We start from the raw sequence: 20,981 nt of genomic DNA on the forward strand, positions 1-20,981 counted from the left end.
CCGAACCTCTTAGTAACTCATGACCTGAGTCGCGGTTTTTGCGACCTTGGCCATGCTGCCAGTGTGTGTGTTGGTCTTCAGGTCAAAGATCTGCAGACCGCCTTCCACGTCGGCGCCGAGCAGCAGCGGTTTGTCGTCGCCAGTGGCTTGCATGCTCCATACCGGAACCGGCGCTTCCAGGGTGCCGACCTTTTTGTGGGTCTTGAGATCGAACGCCCAGATCAGCGTGCTCGGGTCTTCCCATTTCATTGGTTCGTGGGCGTCGTGCATCAGCACGTACAGACGATCCAGCTTAGGCGCCACGGCCATCAGCTGCCAGCCGCCCGGGGCCCAGCCGGCCTTCTTCTCTTCCTCGGACACCAGCGACCAGGACGGCAGAATCTTCGGTGCATCACCGGCGAAATCCACCGGGCGCACAGTGCCGGTCGTGGTGGTGAAGTAGTAGGTGTCGCCGACGTTGACCGCGCGCTCCACCAGTCTTTCTGCGTTCGGGTCGAAGAACGGCGTGCGGCTGCGGGCGGTTTCCTGGCCCTGGTCGTTGAGGGTCACCACCTGCAGGCTGCCGTCGCCGCACAGCGAGGCGAAGCGGCGGTTGCCCACCGGGTAGTTGAGCACGCAGCCGGGGATCGCGATTTCCGTCGCCACTGCCTTGGCCTGGGTATCGACCACAGTCACCGAGGTCGACGGGGTGAAGTTGTAGACGTAGACGAACTTGTCGTCGCCGCTGGTCTTCAGCCCGTAGCGCTGGGTCAGCGACTCGGCGCGCTTGTTCGGGATCAGTACTTCCCAGGCTGGCGACAGGGTCGAGCTGTCCCAGGCGGTCAGCACGTCGGTGCGCACGCCACGGGTGCCACGGGAATACCAGATGTCGGCGCTGTAGAGGGTCTTCTTGTCATGGCTCAAGGTCGACGGCGCGGCGAAACCGGTCGGCACCATGCCCAGCACGCGTTTCTGGTCCGGGTCGACCACGGTCACGCGGCCCGCGACGAAGCTTTCGAACTCGACATCGACTACGAACGCGCGGTGCGCTTCCGGGGGGAATGCCAGCACAGTCTGGCCAATGGTGTCCGGCGGCAGATCAGCGCGGGCACTGTTCAAACCGAGTACAAGCAGGCTCAGGCCTAGCGCTGACTGTACGGAGATCCTGTTTGTTCGCATAAGGGGAACTTCCTGAATTGTTGGTAACGCGGATCGCGGGTGCTTTGGCAGATTTTCACGGTTTGATTCTAGTCCGCGCCGCCGGCGGGAGAATTGCCCTGCCTGCCAAGTGTTTGTGTGTCTGTGCCAGTGTCATCAAACCGGCATAAGCGCCTGACAGGACGGGCTCAGCGCGGGGCTGAAAGCGGCAGGGAGAAGCTGAACACCGCGCCGCACGGCTCGAGGTTTTGCGCCCAGATATCGCCCCGATGACGGCCGATGATGTTCTTGCACAGCGCCAGGCCGATGCCGTTGCCGCTGACCTTGGACGAGAAAAAGCCGTCGAACAGCTTCTCCTGCGCCTGGGCCTGGATGCCTCGGCCACTGTCTTCGATTCGCACCAATGCCACGCCCTGGTCCTGGCTGGCATGGATACGCAACAGCCGCCGTTCGATTGGCAGGTCGGCCATTTCTTCGATGGCGTTGAAGGCCAGGTTGAGGATGACCTGGCCGATCAGCACTTTTTCGCAACTGACCCGCAGCGGCGTGGGCGAGGGGACGATTTCCACGCGGACCCGGCTCGGGTCGGCACGCAGGCTGATGAAGTACTGGGTTTCGCCCAGCAGCTCATTGAGGTCGACCTGCTCCTCGCTCTGCTCCAGCTTGACCACGTAGTCGCGCACGCTCTTGATGATCACCGAGGCATGCTCGATTTGCCGTACGGCGCTCTGTAAACCCCAGGTGACGCCCTGGTCGGTGGCGGCGCTGGCGCCCAGGCGAATCACCGCACCTTCGATAAAGTTGCGGGTCGCGGCCAGTGGCTGACTGAGTTCGTGGGCAATCGCCACCGCCATTTCGCCCATGGCGTTGTAGCGTGCCAGGTATTCGAGTTTTTGTTCACTGAGGCGCCGTGCTTCTTCGGCCTGCACCTGCTCGGTGACGTCGCGGAACAGCAGCAGGTGGCCGGCCAGGTCGTCCTCGATTTCGATATAGCGGCAGGTCGCGTCATGCCAGCGCCATTCACCGTCGCGCCGTTGCACCCGATAGTGCACGGCGAAGGGGGCGTGTTCCGGCGACACATTGCTCAGTTGCTGCAGCAGGCGTTGGCGCGAAGTCTCGTCGCACCAGGCGAGGAAGTTTTCGCCCAATAGATGCTGTTCTTCGCCGTGGAGCAAGTGGGCGCCGGAGTCGCTGATAAAACGGATATCACCCTGCGGCCCGAGCACCGCCACGCCCTCGGCCAGATCCTGCATAAAAGCCTTGAGCCGGCTTTCGAAGCGCTTGAGGTCGCGCTTGACCTTGTCTTCTTTGGAGATGTCGCGGAATTGCACCATCAGCACATCGCGGCCGTCCAGGTGGACCAGGGTCGCCACCGCCTCGGACAGAATCTCCACGCCCTGCTTGGAGCGATAGCACCACTCGATGGCACGTTGCCCGGTGCGTGCGGCGCCTTCCAGCCAGCGCAGGCCAACGGAGCGCCGGTACTTCGGCGCGTCGCGGGTCATGTCCGGGGCTTTCAGCGGGGTCAGTTCTTCCAGAGTAAAGCCCAGCGCCGCCAGGGCCGCAGCGTTGGCCCAGAGGATCTCCTTGGTGTGCGCGTCATGAAGAATGATGCACAGCGGCATGGCTTCGATCAGCGCATAAAAGTCGTTCGGTTTTGGCAAATACATCGCGCAGCCCTTCGCAGCAGCGGGTTCCGGCCGAGTGTGGCCCAAGTATGGCGTTTTATACCCGCTCGCGCATGGGGATGCGCTCAGAGGTAACCGCTGTCGCACTAGGGGTTTTCTTTAGGTGGGGGGCTGCACGCACCAATAGTTGGGCGTGGGCGGGGTTTTTACACTGGACCGCAATGCAAGGGTATCCGCACCTGCCGTGACTTTTGACCTGTAGGAACGAGCCTGCTCGCGATGATCGTCAACGATAACGCGTCCTGTCTGATTGGACGCGCCGTCTGGAGGTTTTTCGCGAGCAGGCTCGCTCCTACAGGGAACGGCGCAGAGCCCTCTAACAATAAGCACAACGGAGAATTCGCCCATGCTGCGCTCAGCTGTCGTCCTACAAGATCCGGTTTCCGATCCGGTCGAGCCGATGCTCGACAGTCAGTTGTTTCAGCAGGTGCTGGCCGAGGTGCGTGAGCGTCGTGAAGAGTTCGACGCCCTGTCCCACGTGCCTCGGGACATGATCGAGCGCTTCAAGCAGGTCGGCATCTACCGTGCTGCCACGCCGAAATGCTTCGGCGGCGACGCCCTGGCGCCGGGCCTGTTCCTGCAGATGATCGAACGCATCTCCGAAGCCGACGGCTCGGCCGGTTGGGTCGCCAGCTTCGGCAGCGCCGGTGTCTACCTGGCTGCATTGCCCCCGGAAACCCTCGCCGAACTCTACGCCGACAGCCCGGACCTGGTATTCGCCGGCGGCCTGTTCCCGCTGCAGCCGGCGCAGGTGGTCGAAGGCGGCTGGCAGGTCAACGGCACCTGGAAATTCGCCAGCGGCTGCAAGGGCGCGGACTTGCTCGGTGTCGGCATTGGCGCCAGCGCCGCCGGTGGCAAGCCTCGCACCGCAGTGTTCCCGGCCAGCCAGGTCGAGATCATCGAAAACTGGGACGTGGTCGGCCTCAAAGGCACCGGCAGCCATGACCTGCGCGTCAGCGAACAATTCGTCGAAGACCGCTGGACCTTCATTCGTGGCGGCGCTGCGACCATCGACGAGCCGCTGTTCCGCTACCCCTCGATTGCCTACGCCGCGCAAGTACTGGCCGTGGTCAACCTCGGCCTGGCCCGCGCCGCCCTCGACGAAATCAGCCGCATGGCCAACGGCGGCGGCATCACCGGCGCGCCGAAACTGGCTGACCGTGCCTACGTGCGCATCGAAGTCGCCAAGGCCGAAGCCACCCTCAGCGCCGCACGCTCGTTCTTCTACGGTGCGACCGAACAGGTGTGGAACTCGATTTTGGCCGGCAATCCGGTCACCGCAGAGCAGACCAGCCTGCTGCGTCTGTCAGCGATTCACGTGTCCCAGGCCGGCGCTGCCGTGGTGCAGAGCGCCTACAGCTTGGCCGGGACCACCGCGATTTACCTGCGCCATCCGCTGCAACGCTACCTGCGCGATTCGATGGTGGTGACCCAGCACGCCTTCCTCAGTGAAGGCCTTTACGACGGCGCCGGCTCGGTGTTCCTCGGCGTCCAGCCGTTCCCGGGCTACATCTGATTTTTCTCACTCATTCAAGGATCACTGTCATGTCCCAAGCTACCCAGGAACCGTTGCGCGTCGTCTTCTGCATCGGCATCACCCAGAACTTTTTCGACCTGCCCACCGGCGAAGGCCTGAGCGTCTGGAAAGGCTTCAGCAAAATGATGGGCGACCTCGGCGCGATGCCTGGCATCACCGTGCTCGGCGCCATGGATGACGACCGCCTGATGGTCGGCCCGTCCACCACCTCGCCCTGGACCGTGTACATCATGGCCGACGTCGACTGCCACCAGACGGTGATCGACGCCTGCAACCTGTTCCGCACCACGCCGGTCAACGAATACAGCCTGTGGCGCTACGCCAAGGTCGAAGCGCGCATCGGCCGTCCGCTGACCATCCCTGACGCGGCCAAGGTGTAAGCCATGAACGAGGCCTTGCTGCAGCGTCTGGCGACGCTCGAAGGGGAAAGTGCAGTGCGCCGCCTGATGGCGCGCTACATGGACCTGTGCGATGTGCCGCGGGCGCCGGTCGAGGCCCGCGACCTGGCACAACTGTTCACCGAGGACGCGATCTGGGAAGGCCTCGGCACCCAGACCGCGCAGACCTTCGGCCAGCACCGAGGACGCGAGGCGATCGCGGCGTTTGTTGCGGGTTACCTGCCGCCGTCCGATCACTTCCAGCTGAACCTGCATTACCTCACCAGCGAGTCGATTGTGGTCGACGGCGAAGGCGCGCAGGGGCAGTGGATCATGCAGCAGATTTCCACCTACGCCGATGGCCGCAACGAGCTGTTCGGCACCCGGTTGAACATTGATTTTCGCTGCGTCAACGGTGCTTGGCTGATCGCCCATTTCCGCACCCAGCGCCTGTTGAACCTGGAGCTGCGACCATGAGTACCTTCATCAGCGAATTCCTCCTCGGTGGCAACGGCAAGCGCGTGGCGATAAAGGACTCGATCGACATTGCCGGACACCCGACCCGTTCCGGTAGCCGCGCGTTTGCCGAGGCTGCCCCGGCGACCAAGAACGCCGAAGTCGTCGACGCGATCCTCGACGCTGGCTGGCAGATTGTCGGCAAGACCAACCTGCACGAACTGGCGTTCGGCGTCACCGGGATCAACGACTGGACCGGCACCCCGATCAACCCACAAGCCCCTGACCGGGTGCCGGGCGGTTCTTCCAGCGGTTCGGCCGCAGCGGTTGCCGCAGGCCTGGCGGACATCGCCATTGGCACCGACACCGGTGGTTCGGTGCGCGTGCCGGCGGCGTGCTGCGGGGTTGCCGGTTTGAAGCCGACTTATGGGCGGGTCAGCCGGGTCGGTGCTCACCCATTGGAATCGAGCCTCGATTGCGTCGGGCCGTTCGCCAGATCCATGGACGATCTGATCGCCGCGATGCAGGTGATCTGCCCGGGCTTCAACGTGCAAGGCCTGCCCGGCGATGGCGCCAAAGTCGGTTTTCTCGACGTTGCTTGCGACGCCCATTTGCAAGCCAGCCTCGGCGCCGCTGCGGACCGTGCCGGATGGCGGCGCAGCCACCTGCAGTTGAGCGAATTCGAAGCGGCATTCGTCGCCGGGCTGACGGTGATCAATTTTGAAAACTGGGCCGCGTTCGGTCACCTGACCGGCAAAGGCCTGATCGGTGCCGACGTCGAAACCCGTTTGCTGGCGGCCAGCCGTACCTCGCGTCAGGACCTGGCCGAAGCCGAAGCCGTACGTGCGCGCTTCACCCGGCAAGTGGATGAGGCGCTTGAAGATTTTGCCGTATTGCTCTTGCCAACACTGCCCAGCCTGCCGCCGACCGTCAGCGACGCCCGCGCCGGCAGCAAGGCTGTAGCCGGCATGACGCCGCTGGTGCGGCCGTTCAATTTGAGCGGTCACCCGGCACTGACGGTGCCGGTGGAACTGGACTGCGGCGGGCTGAAAGTCGGCCTGCAGATCGTCGGGCGCAAGGGGCAGGACGAACAGGTCTGCGCCTTCGGTGCGCAACTGCAACAGAGCATGCTCGGTTAGCCCCCGGGATCAACACTCATCATAAAAACAAGCCATGAGGAGAACCGCATGAGCATTCATGAATACCCGCTGATCGCGACGTCGAGAAGCCCCGAACAGCTGGTCCAGCACGACCGCGTCGACGTTTCGCTGTACAACGATCCGGCGCTCTTTGAAGCCGAGCTGGAAAAGATTTTCTACCGCACCTGGGTGTGGGTTGCCCACGAAAGCGAAGTGCGTAACAGCGGCGACTTCAAGACCGCGACCATCGGCCGTCGTCCGGTGATCGTGGTGCGCGATAAAAAGAACAACATTAATGTTCTGGAAAACCGCTGCCGTCACCGTGGCGCCACCGTGTGCGAGAAGCACAAGGGCAATGCCACCGGTTTCACCTGCCCGTACCACAGTTGGTCCTATGGCCTGGACGGCAAGCTGCGCGCGCTGCCGTATCCGGACGGCTATGAAGGCATCCTCGAAAAGTCCGAACTGCCGCTGACCAGCCTGCGCGTCGAAAGCTACGCCGGCATGATCTTCGCCAGCTACAACGACGAGATCGAGCCGCTGGAAGATTTCCTCGGTGGTGCCAGGCACTGGATGGACCTGTTCATGAAGCAGGGCGCCGGCTACCCGATCAAGACCCAGGGCGAACACAAGTTCAGCTTCAAGGGCAACTGGAAGATCCAGCTGGAAAACACCACCGACGGTTATCACTTCCCGATCGTGCACAAGTCGTTCATGTCGTCGGTGGATGAAGAGACCTCGGAAATGCTCTCGTTCATGACCGACGAACAAGCCGTGACCCACTCCCTGGGCAACGGCCATAGCGTCATGGTGATGGTCCCGGAGCACGTCGACCTCGATCACGACGACGGCACCGAGCAGTTGCAGGAGCGCTTTGCCCACGTCACTGAAGAGCTGTCGAAAAGCATGCCGGCCGATCAGGTCCGGCGCATCGTGCGCTCCCTGCACGGCGCCGGGTTCAACTTGAACCTGTTCCCCAACGTGGCCATGTCGATGTCGTTCTTCCGTGTGCTGCGCCCGGTGTCGGTCACCGAAACCGAGATCCGTCACGTTGCCCTGGGCATGGACGGCGGCCCGGAAATCGCCAACCGCGAACGCATGCGCATCCACGAACACTTCCAGGGCCCGTTCGGTTTCGGCAGCCCTGACGACGCCGAAGCCTGGGACCGCGTGCAGCGCGGCTCGTATGCCGGCGTCGACGCGCCGATCCTGGTCAACCGTGGCCTGAATCGGGAAATCACCGCTGAGAACGGCGACAAAGTCAGCCACGCCACCGACGAAGGCGGCATGCGCGGTGCCTACGACATGTGGAAAAGGATGATGAGCCAATGAGCAATCACGACACCTTGAACGGTTTCACCGGCCCGCTGGCCCAGGCCATCGAATTCATCTGGCGCGAAGCCGAGCTGCTCGATCACAAGCACTACGCCGAGTGGGCGACCCTGTGGAGCGACAGCGGTAAATACATCATTCCGATCGACCCCGACACCGAAGATTTCGAGGCGACCCTCAACTACGCCTACGACGATGCGCGCATGCGTGACTTGCGCATCGAACGCCTGACCGCCGGTTACTCGCCGTCGGCGGTGGACGCGGCGAAAACCATCCGCACAGTCTCGCGTTTCCGCCTGGTGGAAGCCGCTGGCGATATCGTCGAAGTCAACTCGGCGCAGGTGCTGTACGCCTACAAACGTGGGGTGCACACGCCGTTCGTGGCCGACCTCAACCACCGCATCCGCTTCACCGATGGCGTGCCGTCGCTGGAGCGCAAAGTGGTACGGCTGATCAACTCCACCGACAGCCTGAGCGCGCTCGGCTTCCTGCTGTGAGGACTGCATCATGAGTCGAGTCGCATTGATCACCGGCGCCTCCCGCGGATTGGGTGAGTGCATCGCCCGCCGCTTGCACGCAGCGGGTTATCGCGTCGGCCTGGCCGATGTGCGCGTCGATGGCGTGCAGCAACTGGCTGCCGAGCTGGACAGCAGCGGCGCCACGGCTGTCGCTATCGAGCTGGATGTGCGCAACAAGGCGGACTTTCAACGTGCCCGCGACCTGCTCAGCGAACGCTGGGGCGGCACCGACATTCTGGTGAACAACGCCGGCGTGTCGAAGGTGGCAGCGCTGATGGAGATCACTCCGGAAGAGTTCGACGAGTCGATGGCGATCAACCTGCGCGGCACGTTTGTCGCCTGCCAGGTGTTTGGCGCGCATTTCGCCGAGCGTGGCTTCGGGCGCATCGTCAACATCGCCTCCCTGGCCGGGCAGAACGGCGGCACCGCCACCGGCGCACATTACGCGGCGGCCAAGGGCGGCGTGGCGACCCTGACCAAAGTCTTCGCCCGCGAACTGGCGCCGCAAGGCGTGACCGTCAACAGCATCTCGCCCGGTCCGCAAGACTTGCCGGTGGTTCGTGAATCGGTAGCGCCGGAGCGCCTGGAACAGATCTTGAAAATGATCCCGACCGGCTCCCTCGGTAATCCCGAGTTCATCGCCGACAGCGTGCTGCTGCTGATCGCCGATAACGCGACCTCGGTGACGGGCGCGTGCCTGGACGTCAACGGCGGCTTGTTCATGCGCTGATCCCCGTTAACTCAGGAACACGGCCCTTGTGGGAGCGAGCAGGCTCGCTCCCACAGAGGGTCACAGACAAAAAACAAAACGATTCAGGTGACGCAATGATGAAGGTGAAGATCGAAAGGATCGTCGACGAAGCGCTGGATATCCGTTCCTTTCGCCTCGTGCGCAGTGACGGCCAGCCGCTCGACACCTATGAGCCGGGTGCCCACGTCGACCTGACCGGTCCGACCGGGGTGACCCGCCAGTATTCGCTGTGCAGTCCGCCGCAGGACCGCCGCGCCTACCTGGTAGCGGTGAAAAAAGAAGCGCAATCGCGTGGCGGTTCCCTGGCCTTGCACGAGCAGGTGCAGGAAGGCATGGAGCTGGAGATGGGCGCGCCACGCAACCTGTTCCGCCTTGATGAAAGCGCTCTCGAGCATGTGCTGTTCGCGGCCGGAATCGGCGTCACGCCGCTGCTGAGCATGGCCTATCGACTGGCGCAAAGCGGTCAGTCCTATCGCCTGCATTACTTCGCCCGCTCGGCGCAGTACGCAGCCTTTGCCGAACTGTTGGCCAGCGAGTTTGCCAACCACGTCGAGTTCCACTACGGCATCGAGCCGGCCGACCTGGATGGCGCCCTGAGCGCCTGCCTGGACCGCGCCAGTCTCGCCGCCCACGTTTACACCTGTGGCCCGGCGCCGTTCATGAACAAAGTGGTGGAAGTGGCCGCGCGCACACGTAGCGACGACGCGATTCACCTCGAACACTTCGCCGCCGACCCGGCCGCCAACAGTGCGCCAGCCGGGACTTTCGAGGTGGAGCTGGCCAGTTCCGGGGTGGTCCTGCAAGTGCCAGCCAACAGCAGTCTGGTCGATGTGCTGCAAGCCCACGGCTGCGACATCGACACCGAGTGCCGCGAAGGCATCTGCGGCACTTGCATCGTCGACGTGCTCGACGGCGTGCCGGAGCATCGCGACAACTGCCTGTCGAACAAGGAGAAGGCCTCCAACAAGCAGATCTGCGCCTGTGTTTCCCGGGCACTTTCCGCTCGTCTGGTATTGGATATCTAATTCAGGGAAGGCTGGAAAGCCAACGCCGGAGCCTGTTGAATAGGCGCCCGGCGGCCATCGAGGGAGGCGATGGCCAGAGCAATAACCGTGTGACCGAACCGCTCGCTGAAGCGGTCGACAATAACAACAAAAGACCTGAGGCCTTGCGATCATGATTACAGCATCGACGGTGCGCAATGAGGCGTTCGAAAGTTGGTTGAGCCAGGTGAACCAGGCCTGTGGGCGTTTCGATGCCCGGGCGCTGGACAGTGACTTCTACGGCGAACTGACGGAATTTCACAGCGGTGCGATCAACCTCAGCGTGGTCGACATGGCCCACGTGCACCTGTACCGCACCAGCAAGGACGTCAGCACCAGCAGCGACGGCCACTACTATGCGGTGTTCCAGATGCGCGGCAGTTCGCAGTTGGAGCAGGGCGACAACCGCGCCTTGCTCGGCTGTGGCGACATCGCCCTGATTGACGCCAGCCGGCCCAGCGACATGATCTATCACGAGGATTCGCGCCAGCTATCGCTGATCCTGCCGCGCCAGGTGCTCGAACGTGGCTCCCACTTGAACAGCGTCAACTGCGCCACGCGCCTGTCGGCCAGCACCCCGCTGGCAGCCCTGGCCAACAAGCTGGTGCTCGATACCTGCCAACAGGAAGGCCTGGAAATGCAGGAAAGCGAGGCGGTGCTGGATGCCCTTGCCAGCCTGTTGTTACCGGGCATCAGCGCCCGCGACAGCGCTGCCGACCCGCACGAACGGCAGTTCCGCAAGATCATCGCGTTCATTGATGCCCATCTAGGTGACGAGGAGTTGTGCCCGGAACTGATTGCCCGTGAAGTGGGGGTGTCTGTGCGCGGTCTGTACCGGATGTTCTCCAAGCGCGGCCTGGTGGTGGCGCAGTACATCAAGCATCGGCGCCTGGATTTCTGCGCGGAAAACCTGCGCAGTGCCGACGGCGAGCAGAAACTCTCGGCGCTGTGTTATGCCTGGGGGTTCTCGGATTCCAGCTATTTCTCGTCGGCGTTCAAATCGCGCTTCGGCGTGTCGCCGGGGGCTTATCGCAAGCGCTATAGCCAGGGTTGAAGGTGAGGCTACTGGCCCCTTCGCGAGCAGGCTCGCTCCCACACTGGATCTCCTGAGAACACAAATCCTGTGTGCAACGAGAATCCCTGTGGGAGCAGCCCGGGCGGCGCTCCGCTGCTCGCGTAGGGGACCTTAAGGCCCCCAAAAAACTCAATGCCTCCCCGGCTCCTCAACCGGCAAATGCAGCACCTCGCGCACCAGCATGGCGATGCTGCTCACGCCCATCTTTTCCTTGATCTTGGTCCGGTGCACATCAACTGTCTTGACGCTGATGTCCAGCTCGCGGGCGATGACTTTGCTGGCCTTGCCATCGATCACCAGCATCAATACCTCACGCTCACGGGCGGTCAGCAGTGCCAGCTTGCCTTGCATGTGCTGACGCTGCGCCTGATCGGCCTGGGCGTGCACGGCGGTCTTCAGCGCGGTCTGGATGCGGTCGATCATCTGCTGCGGGTTGTAGGGCTTCTCGACGAAATCCAGCGCGCCGTTTTTCATCGCTGCCACCGACATCGGAATGTCGCCATGGGCCGAGACGAAGATGGTCGGCAGGCTGCTGCCACGCTGGTTGAGGATTTCCTGCAGCTGGAAGCCGCTGGTTTCCGGCATGCGCACGTCGAGCACCAGGCAGGCGGGCTGCTTGGGGTCGTATTGGTTGAGGAACTCTTCGGCGCCGGCAAAGCACTGCGCCTGGACACTGACGGACTCGAGCAACCAGGCCAGCGAAGTGCGCAGGTCTTTGTCGTCATCAACGATATAAACAATCGGTTTGCGGGTTTCCATCGGGACGGCCACGGTATTTTCTATTTATTGTTGTCGTCTGCGGGCACGCGCAGCGAGCGTTGGCTGATCGAGTGCAGCCAGTCAGCAGAATAACCGCTGTCAGCGGCCCATGCGATAAAGAAACCACCTAGTCGACTAGCGGAAAGCCAACCCTGGCATGGGATTCGTCAGAATGGTCGCGCCGTGGCCATCGCCGTAGTCTTGTTCCATCACCTACGGGCCGCAAGACAGCGGCTCTCCTGAGAGGAGGGGCATCGACATGGCCAACTTGAGCCAGCAGCAAATCGACTTCCGCAACGCCATGGCGCAACTGCCCGCGGCGGTGAACATCATCACCACCAATGGCCCTGGCGGACGCTGCGGCATTACTGCCAGCGCGGTGTGTTCGGTCACCGACTCGCCGCCCACGGTGTTGGTCTGCGTCAACCGCAACAGCGCCACCCACGACGTGTTCCGCACCAACGGCCATCTGTGCGTCAACGTGCTGTGCGGCGAACAGGAAGAGCTGGCTCGGCACTTTGCCGGGATGACTCAGGTGCCAATGGCCGAGCGCTTTGCCTGGGACCTGTGGGACGACGGCGCCAGCGACGTGCCGGTGCTGCGTGACGCGCTGGTGCAGCTCGAAGGGCGGATCAGCGAGTGCAAGGAAGTTGGTTCGCACTCGGTGATGTTCGTCGAACTGACCAAAGTCGGCGTGCGCGAACCGCGCGACAGCCTGGTGTACTTCAACCGCCTGTTCCACCGCTTGGAGCATGCCGGGGCGCATTGCTGAGAGCGTCAAGCCCGCTCCCACAGGGAATTCTGTGCGGCACAGATCCATTGTGGGAGCGAGCCTGCTCGCGATGAGGCCGTTACATTCAATATCGCTGTCGCCTGACACTCCGCCATCGCGAGCAGGCTCGCTCCTACAGTTGAATGCCTGTGTGGCCGACATTGTGGGAGCGAGATTGCCCGATATCGATGGATCAAACCCGCAAATATTCCCGCGCCAACCGGCACGCCCGGTCAATCAGCATCGGTGCCATTTCAATCGCCGTCGGCGTGCCCTGGCGGGTGTGAATCCAGCCCAGGTAGGTGGTGCCGCGCAGCATCAGGAACAGCGCCAGGGTCTGGCGGTCGGCCGCGGTCAGTGGCTTGACCGCATGGTAGCCGTCGAGGAGCGCCGCCTTGATCTGCTCATAACGCGGATCGTCGAGGCAGAAGTACAGTGCGGTTGCCAGCTCGAACATGTGCCAGCCAAAGCCGGCATCGTCGAAGTCGATCAGGCGCAGGCGCGGGCCTTCGATCAGCAGGTTTTCCGGGACCAGGTCGGCGTGGATCATGCCGAAATTGCCCAGGTGCCGACCGTACTGGCGCAAGTCCCGACGCGCCGCGCGCCGAGCCTCTTGCAGTAAATCGCGTTGCTCGGCGCTGAGTTGCCCCAGCTCCCAGAAACGCCCCCAGAACGGGTTGGCGCCGATCAAGCCTTCTTCGTCCCAGGCATGCCGAACAAACTCGTCCGGCTGCTGCCATTGCGCCGAGTGCAGGTGAATACGCGCCGCCAGTGCCCCGGCTTCGTTGAACAGGAAATTGATTTCGGTCTCGGCCTGCACGCCGTTTTCCGAGGTACCGGCGGTGGCGCCCGGTAGCCACGCGAGCATGTCGATGTGGCGTGATTCGCCAATGGCCTGGTGGGTGACTTCGATCAAATGGCTCTGGTTCTGGGCGCGAATGATCTGCGGCACGGTGATGCCGGCGCCCGCCAACGCGTCCATCCACAGCAACTCGGAGCGCAACGCCGCGGCGCAGTGATAACCGTTGCGATGAATGCGCAGGGCGACGCGCTGACCGTCGTCGCGGCGCGCCGAGAACACCGCGTTCTCGCGGAACTTCACCAGCTCGATCTCGGCGAATTCGCCGTCCCAGTGTTGCAGGGCGTGGCGGGCCAGATCGTGCAGATGGGCGACTTGCTGGTCATGGGGCAGGGTGTGGAATGCAGTCATGGGCGGGCCTCAAATCGCGCTGAGCGCGTTATCCAGGGTGCTGACGAACAGGTCGGCGTGCTCGCGGCCGAACACCAGCGGCGGACGCAGTTTGAGAATGTTGTCGCCGGCGCCGATCTTGCTGATTAGCACGCCGTTGTCGCGCATGTCGTTGACCACCTTGCGTGCCTCCAGCCCGGCCGGTTCCTTGCTGTGGTGATCGCGCACCAACTCCATGGCAAAGAACAGCCCCTTGCCACGCACGTCGCCGATGATCGAGTGCTTCTGCGCCATGGACTGCAGGCGTTGCTGCACATAGCCGCCGACACTCTGGGCGTTGTGCAGCAGTTGTTGCTGTTCGATCACATCCAGAACCGCCATGCCGACCGCAGCCGCCACCGGTGAGCCGCCGAAGGTGTTGAAGTACATGGCGTGACGGCCAAACGACTCGACCAGCGCCTTGTGGGTGATCAGGCCGGCCAGTGGGTAACCGTTACCCATGGGTTTGCCCAGGGTGACGATGTCCGGCACCACGCCATGGGCCTGATGCCCCCACAGGTGATCGCCGGTGCGGCCGAAACCGGATTGCACTTCATCGGCGATAAACAGCCCGCCGGCTGCGCGGATCAGCGCTGCGGCCTTGTTGACGAAGCTGGCCGGGACCCTCGGCAAGCCTTCGTTGGCGAACAGAGTGTCGATCAGCAGCGCGGCGGGGCGGATGCCTTGGGCCTGCAGCGAAGCAATGGCGGCGGCGATGTTCGCGGCGTACTGCTCGGCCAGTTGTTCCTCAGTGGTGCCGGCCGGCGCCCGGTACAGGCACGGGATCGGCACGGCGCGGGCGTGGGCGGCGAAGGGTTCCGGCGAGGGCAGGGCGGTAGTGACTTCGGCCAGCGAGGCCGAGTTGCCGTGGTAGTTGTAGTCGCTGACGATAATCCCCGTGCCGCCGCTGGCAAAGCGTGCCAGGCGCAGGGCCAGTTCGTTGGCTTCGCTGCCGGTGCAGGTGAACATCGCAGTGTCCAGCGGCTCGTCGAATGTGGCGGTCAGGCGCTCGGCGTAACGCACCACTTGCTCGTCGAGGTAGCGGGTGTGGATGTTCAGGGTCGTCGCCTGGCGATGCATGGCCTCGACCACGTGGGGGTTGCAGTGACCCACGCAGGGCACGTTGTTGTAGACGTCGAGGTAGCGTCGGCCGTCGACGTCGAATAGCCACACGCCCTCACCGCGCACCAGGTGCAGGGGCTTGTCGTAGAACAGCGGCGAGGCGCTGCCCAGCACGCGATGGCGGCGTTGCAGCAAAGTCGGTTCAGGCAGCATGGTCGGGGGTCTCCAGGGCAGCGGTTGGCGCACGGTTGCGCAACAGGAAATTGAGGATGCACAGGCTGAACATCGCGGCGAGGGCGATCAGCATTTTGAAATCGAGTTGGAAGCAGGCGGCGATCACCACCAGGGTCAGGGCCAGGCCGAACCACGCAACCAGCTTGCCGCCGGGCAAGATGAAGGGCCGTTCAAGCTCGGGTTGATTGCGCTTGATGTGCAGGTAGGCGGCGAAAATCAGCAGGTAGCAGACGTTGAGCAGCAGCACCACGGCGAGCATCACGGTGGCCGGGTCGACCGCCGACAGCGGCAGGCCGATGGTGCCGATCAGCAACAGCGCCGGGTACGGCGTGCCGCGTTGGCCGGTCTTGCCCAGCCACTGCGGGAACAGACCGTCGCGGGCCATGGCGAACACTTGCCGGGAGGCGGCGTAGACCAGTGAAAAGAATGTGGCGATCAAACCGAACACTGCGCCGCAGCCAATCACTTTGGCCAGCCACGAGTCATCGCCGAACGCGCTGTTGCCGGACATCGCGGCGTACAGCGGATCGCCCGCCGAACCCACCAGCTCGACACCGCCGGCACCCGGGGCGCAAACCAACACCACCAGCGCAGTCACCAGCAAGGTGCCGATCGCCGCGAGAATGCCTCGTGGCATGCTGCGCCCAGGGTTGTGCGCCTCTTCGGCGGCGGAACCGGTTTGCTCGACGGTGATGAACAGCCAGATCGCAAACGGCACGCAGGCGAAGATGCCGCCGAGGCTGACCGGGGTGGCGACGTTGGCCGGCAAGCTCAGCAAGTTGCGCAGTTCGACATGGGGCGCCATGGCCACGCCGAAGGTCAGCAGGGCGACGACCGCGATCACCCCGGCAATGAAGGTCAGGCCCATGGCCTCGCCGACGCCACGCATGTGAATACCGAGGATCACCGCAAACAGGGCGATTTTCACCGGCCAGCCGCCGAGGCCGAAGATCGATTCGGTGTAGGCGCAGATGAAGGTTGCCGCAGCGCCGGTGCCGATGGTCAGCGCCAATGCGCAGGCGACGCCCACCAGGTAACCCACGAACGGTCCGAACGCACTCTGCGCATAGACGAATACCCCGCCGGCACTGGGCAAGGCCGTGGAAAGTTCGGCCACGCACAACGCCAGTCCGCCGCAGAGCAAGGCCATCAATAAGGTGGCGATCAGCATGTTCATCCAGCCGCCGGCCATCAGGCCAAAGTTCCAGCCGGAAAACTGCCCAGCCACCACCAACGCAATGCCGAGGCCGGCAATCTTTGGCCAGCCCAACGCACTTTTCTTGAGCACAAGCGTCTCCCGCAACCCGAAGGTCGATTTGTTGTTTTTTAATGGGGAAAGAAGGGTTCAGCGCCCTCGGGTGGAGGGCTGACTGGATACTACGTCGGGGCTGTGGTGCGGGTTATTAGCGTGCGTGCCAGGTGGTTGGTTGTGGGTGCCAGGATTGGAAGGCTTATCGGCACGGTGCACCGCGGCGGTGGCTGTGAGCCTGACACACCGCCACCGCCGGTCATGCTTCAGATCCGAAAATTCCCCACCAACTGATTCAACCGCCCGGCCTGTTGTTCCAGCTCGCTACAGGCGCGCAACGTCGCTTGCAGGTTCTCCACCCCCTGCTGGTTGAGGGTGTTGATCTGGATGATGTCAACATTCAGCGCCTCGACCACCGCCGTCTGCTCCTCGGTCGCAGCAGCCACCGACTGATTGACGTTGTCGATCTCGCCGATGCGCTGGGTGACGCTGCCCAGGCGCGTGCCCGCGAGGTTGGCGATGCTCACGCTTTCTTCGCTGTGCTGCTGGCTCTCGGTCATGGTCGCGACCGATTGCTGTGCGCCGATCTGCAAGGCCTCGATCATCTGCTGAATCTCCAGCGCCGAGGTTTGGGTGCGTCCGGCCAGGCTGCGTACTTCGTCGGCGACCACCGCAAAGCCACGGCCGGCTTCCCCGGCCCGCGCGGCCTCGATCGCGGCGTTGAGCGCCAGCAGATTGGTCTGCTGGGAGATGCCCTTGATCACTTCGAGGATCTGCCCGATGTCCACGGTCTTGTCATTGAGTACCTCGATGTTGGCGCACGAAGCGCTGATCTTGCCCGATAACTCGTGCATCACCTCGATGGTGCGCTGCACCACCTGGCGCCCGTCCTCGGCTTGTTGGCGCGCGTTGGATGCCTGATGGGAGGCGTCGCAGGCATTGCGCGCAATCTCCTGGGCCGCGGCGCCCAACTGATTGATCGCGGCGGCGACGCTGCTGGTGCGGCTGGACTGATCATCGAAATTCTCCAGCGACGAGTTCGACGCTTGCAGCACCCGCTGCGCTCCGGCTTTAACGCCCTGGGCCGCCGATGACACTTCGCGCATCGACTGATGAATACGTTCGACAAAACGATTGAAGGCCGTCGCCAACTGACCAATTTCATCCCGCGATTGCACGTGCAGACGGCGGGTCAGGTCGCCTTCGCCGAGAGAAATGTCCTCCATCACCCGCGTCAGCTCTTGCAGGGGGCGAGTGATGCGCTGCGCGGTGTAGCCGATCAACAAGAGGCCGAGCAACGCCGAACCGCCGCCCAACAGCAACTCGAGTCCGGTGCTTTTCACCGCTTGATCGTCGAGGGCGGTGCGCAAGCTGATGACCGGCGCCAGCAAGACGCTCTGCGGCACACCCACCAGCACACCCCATGGCGCAGCCCCTGGAATCGGCGCCAAAGGTTCCAGCACCTTGATCTGTTGGGCATCGACCAGCACGGTCGCTTGACCCTGACGCAGGCTTTCCTGCAGTTCGCGATTGTCCATCGTCTGACCAAGACGGCTGGCGTCCTGGCTGTTGGCGGAAATCACCCCGCGTGGGCTGATGATGCTGATTTGGCCGTTGCCGTCGAACAACTGCCGGGCGCTGGCCTCGGTGTTCTGTTGCAGCGCGGCGAGGTTGATGTCGAGGCCGACCACGGCGATCACCTTGCCGTTTTCCAGCAGAGGGAAGGCAATGCTGGTCACCAGCTTGCGAGTGCCCGAGGCTTCGTCAAAATACGGCTCCAGCACACAGGCCTGACGGCTGTCGCGAGCGCAGGTGTAGAACGCGTTGTAAGGGGCGCCGCTGGGACCGGGCGCGGTGTTGGCGAGCAGGCCTTCGTCGCCGATCACCGCTTGCAGTTCCCCGGGTTTGCCTTGTACCCAGTACAGGGCAAAGCGTCCGGTTTCGTTGCTGCCCAGTTCGGCCTGACCAGCAAAGCCAGCATCGCCGCCATCGAGGGCGTCGGCCTCGAAAATGACATAAAGCCCGAGCAGGTCGGGCTTGTCGATCAAGGCTTGGTGCAACTGGCTACTCAGCTCCTGGCGCAGTTGCGCGCGGTCCAGGCGGCCCTGCTGTTGCAGTTGTCGCAGGTACAGCAGATAGCGGGACAGGCCCTGGCCGTATTCGTGGGTCTGCATGAAGGTGCGTTGCACGTGCATGGCTTGCACGTTGCCCAGCGCCTGCATGTGCTCCCGGGCGGCCTTGGCCAGCATCTCGCCGCTGGCCGTGGCCACCTGCTGGCTGCTCTGGTGAGTCTGGTACAGCGACAAGCCCATCAGCAATGCCACCACCAGCATCAGGCAGAGCCCGGCGAGGAGGGTGATCTTGCGACGGATCGTCAGAAGGTTGAGGCGCATGGCAAATCCCTTTTTGCACGGGGGCAACGGCCGCGCCGCCGCCCCGGCGGCCGTTAGAAACCAGTGACGAACAGCAGTTGGCCGTAGACGTTCTGGTTGTTGTTACCCAGTTGCGTGCCGCCGTTGTCGAAGCTCTTGTCCGGCTGGTAGAAGCCCACCAGCGGCATCACAGTCAAGTGGTCGTTGACGTGCCATTCGGCATACAGGTCGACTTCGTGGCCGTCGGTGTTGCCCAGGTTGCGGTCGATAGTGTCGTAGTTGAAGTACAGCGCACCGAGGTTGAGATTCTCCAGCGGCGAGACTTTCAGGCCAACGTTCTGGATCCGCGAATTGTTGTTGAATGGCCCGGCGTAGTTGCCTGCCACTTCGCCCTGGAACCAGGTGCCGTAGCCACGGCTCATGCCGTAGAACAGGGTGTCGTAGTTTTCCGAGAAGCGGCTGTAGCGGTAGCTGACATACGGCGTCCAGGGCGCGGCGGAGAAGGTCCAGCCGGCTTCCAGGTACCAGGCGTCTTCGTTGCTGGCGTGGGGCTTGTCCTGCTCGGCATATTCGCCGGAGAGGAACAGGTCCTTGACCCCGGCATTGCCGGTGGCGCGCAGGCTGTAGGTCTGCATGCCGTCGCGTTCCAGTTGCAGCGGCGAGGCGTACTGTTCGTCGATGTCGGTGGTCTTGATGTAGGTCAGGCCCACGGTGCCGGCTTCGGCCACGTGCTCCAGGGTGCCGGCGTACATTTCTGTCATGGCCTGGGCGCGGTTGTTGGATTTGAGCCACATCAGGTCGCTGCGCCAGCCTTCCTTGCCACCGAGGCGCAACACGGCGGTTTCGTCGAACGCCTTGCGTGCCGCCAGGTAGTACGAACCGCCACGGTTGAACTCTCCATCGGCCAAGCCCTTGCCGATGTTCAGGGCGTCGCCATTGATCAGGAAGCCGTCACCGATCGCGATGTTCTGGCGACCGAAGGACAGGTCGACACCGTCCTTGCCCAATGGCGCGAACAGCTCGTCCGAGCGCCAGCCGAGGTAAGCGTCTTCAAACTTGGTGGTACGCTCCGAGCCATCGCTGAAGCCAGCCGCATCGCCGTCACCCCAGGTGCCGGAACTCAGCAGGTTGGCGGCGCCGTAACCGGTGCCCGCACCCGCCAGGCCCTTGTCGAAACTCAAACCGTACTTGATGTAGCCCTCGCGCCACGACGAGGAACCTTCGCTGAGGCGGCCGGATGGGGCGTAGTTTTCCTGGCTGTGGAAGATCCCGAACGCTGCTTCGAGGGTGGCGTTCAAATGACCGTCGTCGTTGCCGTACAGCTCATAGGCATTGGCCTGGCCGGCACCGATCAACAGCGCGAGGGTCGAGAGACGAAACAGGGGAGACTTGAGCATGGTGAGGCATCCGTTCTTATTCTTGAGCGTGGGTTTGCGGTCTTTTTAGATACTAAGGCGCGACTTTTCCCTGCCCTTGTCCCTGTTTGCCAATTAGTTGGTTGTGCATGCCAGATTTCGATCCGCGCCTGCTTCGTGTCCCTTATGACGCCTTCGTTGTCCGGCGAGAAGCTCGAGTAGAGGAGATCTTTTTCAATATTTCAGCTGCCACCTTAGTGAATTTTCAAAGGTGAGAGGCTCGTCTGCGGGGCGGAACGTGGGGCGAGTTCCAACGTACCGTTCGTCGCAAAACTAAATATCTATAAGGTTTAGTTGAGAGCTCAGTGAGCAATCATGGAAGAAGCTTCCTACAAATTCCTACATTTGAGTGGCATAAAAAACATCGTTTTGTTTAGTTCTACTGCTGATTTTATTTTTTATTTCAAGCGTTTCGAAATAACTTATGAAATGCGTAAATTTTCGATACGGACAAGGCCCAAAGTACTTCCGTAATTGTTGTAGGGGTTGGCCTTTTGAGGTGGAAGACGTTTCCTACAGTTTGAAAATTAAAAATTGCAGGCAGCTTAAAGTTTCACTAAAAAAGAAAGTGTCACTTATTTCGAGTGGCTATTTCTCTAAACAGAAGGTGATTTCTAATGAATAGCGAATGTCTTGGAGAGGTTCTTTATCTGGGTGATGAGTTTGATTTTGGTTCAGGTACTCACGTCGCCGGCGGCTCCGGAAGTCAAGGTGGATGCGGTGGTAGCGGTGGGTGCGGAGGTGGAGGGGGTTGTAAGGGCGGTAGTGGGGGCAGCGGCGGTAGTGGAGGTAACTCAATAGATAATCAAGCCTCTGATAATCGTTAATATTTACTGC

The 20,981-nt window shown here is 62.5% G+C and carries 18 protein-coding genes and 1 pseudogene; 10 read left to right on the forward strand and 9 right to left on the reverse strand.

Going from position 1 to position 20,981, the window contains the following annotated elements:
• Positions 1–9: 9 nt before the first annotated feature.
• Both KW062_RS10430 and KW062_RS10435 read right to left on the reverse strand, forming a co-directional pair.
• Positions 10–1,158: an amine dehydrogenase large subunit gene (locus tag KW062_RS10430; protein WP_027620618.1), complete on the reverse strand. Its 1,149-nt coding sequence runs from the start codon at positions 1,156–1,158 to the stop codon at positions 10–12.
• Positions 1,159–1,325: 167 nt separating this feature from the next.
• Entirely contained in the window at positions 1,326–2,807 is a 1,482-nt protein-coding gene (locus KW062_RS10435; RefSeq protein ID WP_027620617.1) for a sensor histidine kinase, read from the reverse strand.
• Positions 2,808–3,171: 364 nt separating this feature from the next.
• On the opposite strand from KW062_RS10435, the gene KW062_RS10440 reads away from it, so the two are divergent.
• The 9 genes from KW062_RS10440 (at position 3,172) to feaR (ending at position 11,032) form a co-directional block, all read left to right on the forward strand.
• A complete protein-coding gene (locus tag KW062_RS10440) occupies positions 3,172–4,341 on the forward strand; it encodes an acyl-CoA dehydrogenase family protein (protein ID WP_105754730.1) in 1,170 nt (389 codons plus the stop codon).
• A gap of 29 nt (positions 4,342–4,370) precedes the next feature.
• On the forward strand, positions 4,371–4,742 hold the full coding sequence (locus KW062_RS10445; protein WP_027620615.1) for a hypothetical protein: 372 nt from the start codon (positions 4,371–4,373) through the stop codon (positions 4,740–4,742).
• A 3-nt stretch (positions 4,743–4,745) separates the two neighbouring features.
• A complete protein-coding gene (locus KW062_RS10450; RefSeq protein ID WP_105754729.1) occupies positions 4,746–5,216 on the forward strand; it encodes a nuclear transport factor 2 family protein in 471 nt (156 codons plus the stop codon).
• Entirely contained in the window at positions 5,213–6,334 is a 1,122-nt protein-coding gene (locus KW062_RS10455; protein WP_105754728.1) for an amidase, read from the forward strand. Before KW062_RS10450 ends, KW062_RS10455 begins: the two co-directional genes overlap by 4 nt.
• 48 nt (positions 6,335–6,382) lie before the next feature.
• Positions 6,383–7,666 carry an aromatic ring-hydroxylating oxygenase subunit alpha gene (locus KW062_RS10460; protein ID WP_027620612.1) on the forward strand — a complete coding sequence of 428 codons (1,284 nt, stop codon included), beginning with the start codon at positions 6,383–6,385 and terminating at the stop codon, positions 7,664–7,666.
• On the forward strand, positions 7,663–8,163 hold the full coding sequence (locus KW062_RS10465; protein WP_105754727.1) for an aromatic-ring-hydroxylating dioxygenase subunit beta: 501 nt from the start codon (positions 7,663–7,665) through the stop codon (positions 8,161–8,163). The genes KW062_RS10460 and KW062_RS10465 overlap by 4 nt, the downstream gene beginning before the upstream one ends.
• Before the next feature lie 10 nt (positions 8,164–8,173).
• The gene (locus KW062_RS10470; RefSeq protein ID WP_027620610.1) at positions 8,174–8,914 is read left to right on the forward strand and encodes an SDR family NAD(P)-dependent oxidoreductase; all 741 of its coding nucleotides are present in this window, start codon (positions 8,174–8,176) and stop codon (positions 8,912–8,914) included.
• A gap of 95 nt (positions 8,915–9,009) precedes the next feature.
• Positions 9,010–9,960, forward strand: coding sequence for a PDR/VanB family oxidoreductase (locus tag KW062_RS10475; protein WP_027620609.1), 951 nt, complete (start codon positions 9,010–9,012; stop codon positions 9,958–9,960).
• A 151-nt stretch (positions 9,961–10,111) separates the two neighbouring features.
• On the forward strand, positions 10,112–11,032 hold the full coding sequence (feaR, locus tag KW062_RS10480) for a transcriptional regulator FeaR (protein WP_027620608.1): 921 nt from the start codon (positions 10,112–10,114) through the stop codon (positions 11,030–11,032).
• A gap of 150 nt (positions 11,033–11,182) precedes the next feature.
• Here the strand turns inward: feaR and KW062_RS10485 are convergent, their stop codons facing one another.
• Positions 11,183–11,812: a response regulator transcription factor gene (locus KW062_RS10485; RefSeq protein WP_027620607.1), complete on the reverse strand. Its 630-nt coding sequence runs from the start codon at positions 11,810–11,812 to the stop codon at positions 11,183–11,185.
• A 259-nt stretch (positions 11,813–12,071) separates the two neighbouring features.
• Between KW062_RS10485 and hpaC the strand changes: the two genes are divergently transcribed.
• On the forward strand, positions 12,072–12,584 hold the full coding sequence (gene hpaC / locus KW062_RS10490; RefSeq protein WP_027620606.1) for a 4-hydroxyphenylacetate 3-monooxygenase, reductase component: 513 nt from the start codon (positions 12,072–12,074) through the stop codon (positions 12,582–12,584).
• A 193-nt stretch (positions 12,585–12,777) separates the two neighbouring features.
• Here the strand turns inward: hpaC and KW062_RS10495 are convergent, their stop codons facing one another.
• From KW062_RS10495 to KW062_RS10515, 6 genes and pseudogenes are all read right to left on the reverse strand, one after another.
• The gene (locus KW062_RS10495; RefSeq protein ID WP_105754726.1) at positions 12,778–13,794 is read right to left on the reverse strand and encodes a phosphotransferase enzyme family protein; all 1,017 of its coding nucleotides are present in this window, start codon (positions 13,792–13,794) and stop codon (positions 12,778–12,780) included.
• Between the two features lie 9 nt (positions 13,795–13,803).
• The gene (locus KW062_RS10500; RefSeq protein ID WP_027620604.1) at positions 13,804–15,084 is read right to left on the reverse strand and encodes an aspartate aminotransferase family protein; all 1,281 of its coding nucleotides are present in this window, start codon (positions 15,082–15,084) and stop codon (positions 13,804–13,806) included.
• The gene (locus KW062_RS10505) at positions 15,077–16,396 is read right to left on the reverse strand and encodes an amino acid permease (RefSeq protein ID WP_105754725.1); all 1,320 of its coding nucleotides are present in this window, start codon (positions 16,394–16,396) and stop codon (positions 15,077–15,079) included. Before KW062_RS10505 ends, KW062_RS10500 begins: the two co-directional genes overlap by 8 nt.
• A gap of 227 nt (positions 16,397–16,623) precedes the next feature.
• Positions 16,624–17,463 carry a methyl-accepting chemotaxis protein gene (locus tag KW062_RS29250; protein ID WP_371321450.1) on the reverse strand — a complete coding sequence of 280 codons (840 nt, stop codon included), beginning with the start codon at positions 17,461–17,463 and terminating at the stop codon, positions 16,624–16,626.
• 15 nt (positions 17,464–17,478) lie between these two features.
• Positions 17,479–18,750, reverse strand: a pseudogene (locus KW062_RS29255) (HAMP domain-containing protein); the annotation flags it as partial.
• 53 nt (positions 18,751–18,803) lie between these two features.
• Positions 18,804–20,126 carry a hypothetical protein gene (locus tag KW062_RS10515; protein ID WP_027620601.1) on the reverse strand — a complete coding sequence of 441 codons (1,323 nt, stop codon included), beginning with the start codon at positions 20,124–20,126 and terminating at the stop codon, positions 18,804–18,806.
• Between the last annotated feature and the right edge of the window lie 855 nt (positions 20,127–20,981).

Origin of the sequence: Pseudomonas fluorescens (genome assembly GCF_019212185.1) — a bacterium.
Classification (GTDB): domain Bacteria; phylum Pseudomonadota; class Gammaproteobacteria; order Pseudomonadales; family Pseudomonadaceae; genus Aquipseudomonas.

What these genes read in the sequence shown, in the direction of transcription:
- hpaC (WP_027620606.1), top strand. Translation starts at nt 12,072, where the DNA reads ATGGCCAACTTGAGCCAGCAGCAAATCGACTTCCGCAACGCCATGGCG.
- feaR (WP_027620608.1), top strand. Translation starts at nt 10,112, where the DNA reads ATGATTACAGCATCGACGGTGCGCAATGAGGCGTTCGAAAGTTGGTTG.
- KW062_RS10475 (WP_027620609.1), top strand. Translation starts at nt 9,010, where the DNA reads ATGATGAAGGTGAAGATCGAAAGGATCGTCGACGAAGCGCTGGATATC.
- KW062_RS10460 (WP_027620612.1), top strand. Translation starts at nt 6,383, where the DNA reads ATGAGCATTCATGAATACCCGCTGATCGCGACGTCGAGAAGCCCCGAA.
- KW062_RS10435 (WP_027620617.1), bottom strand. Translation starts at nt 2,807, where the DNA reads ATGTATTTGCCAAAACCGAACGACTTTTATGCGCTGATCGAAGCCATG.
- KW062_RS10485 (WP_027620607.1), bottom strand. Translation starts at nt 11,812, where the DNA reads ATGGAAACCCGCAAACCGATTGTTTATATCGTTGATGACGACAAAGAC.
- KW062_RS10465 (WP_105754727.1), top strand. Translation starts at nt 7,663, where the DNA reads ATGAGCAATCACGACACCTTGAACGGTTTCACCGGCCCGCTGGCCCAG.
- KW062_RS10495 (WP_105754726.1), bottom strand. Translation starts at nt 13,794, where the DNA reads ATGACTGCATTCCACACCCTGCCCCATGACCAGCAAGTCGCCCATCTG.
- KW062_RS10440 (WP_105754730.1), top strand. Translation starts at nt 3,172, where the DNA reads ATGCTGCGCTCAGCTGTCGTCCTACAAGATCCGGTTTCCGATCCGGTC.
- KW062_RS10445 (WP_027620615.1), top strand. Translation starts at nt 4,371, where the DNA reads ATGTCCCAAGCTACCCAGGAACCGTTGCGCGTCGTCTTCTGCATCGGC.
- KW062_RS29250 (WP_371321450.1), bottom strand. Translation starts at nt 17,463, where the DNA reads ATGCGCGAAGTGTCATCGGCGGCCCAGGGCGTTAAAGCCGGAGCGCAG.
- KW062_RS10430 (WP_027620618.1), bottom strand. Translation starts at nt 1,158, where the DNA reads ATGCGAACAAACAGGATCTCCGTACAGTCAGCGCTAGGCCTGAGCCTG.
- KW062_RS10515 (WP_027620601.1), bottom strand. Translation starts at nt 20,126, where the DNA reads ATGCTCAAGTCTCCCCTGTTTCGTCTCTCGACCCTCGCGCTGTTGATC.
- KW062_RS10455 (WP_105754728.1), top strand. Translation starts at nt 5,213, where the DNA reads ATGAGTACCTTCATCAGCGAATTCCTCCTCGGTGGCAACGGCAAGCGC.
- KW062_RS10470 (WP_027620610.1), top strand. Translation starts at nt 8,174, where the DNA reads ATGAGTCGAGTCGCATTGATCACCGGCGCCTCCCGCGGATTGGGTGAG.
- KW062_RS10450 (WP_105754729.1), top strand. Translation starts at nt 4,746, where the DNA reads ATGAACGAGGCCTTGCTGCAGCGTCTGGCGACGCTCGAAGGGGAAAGT.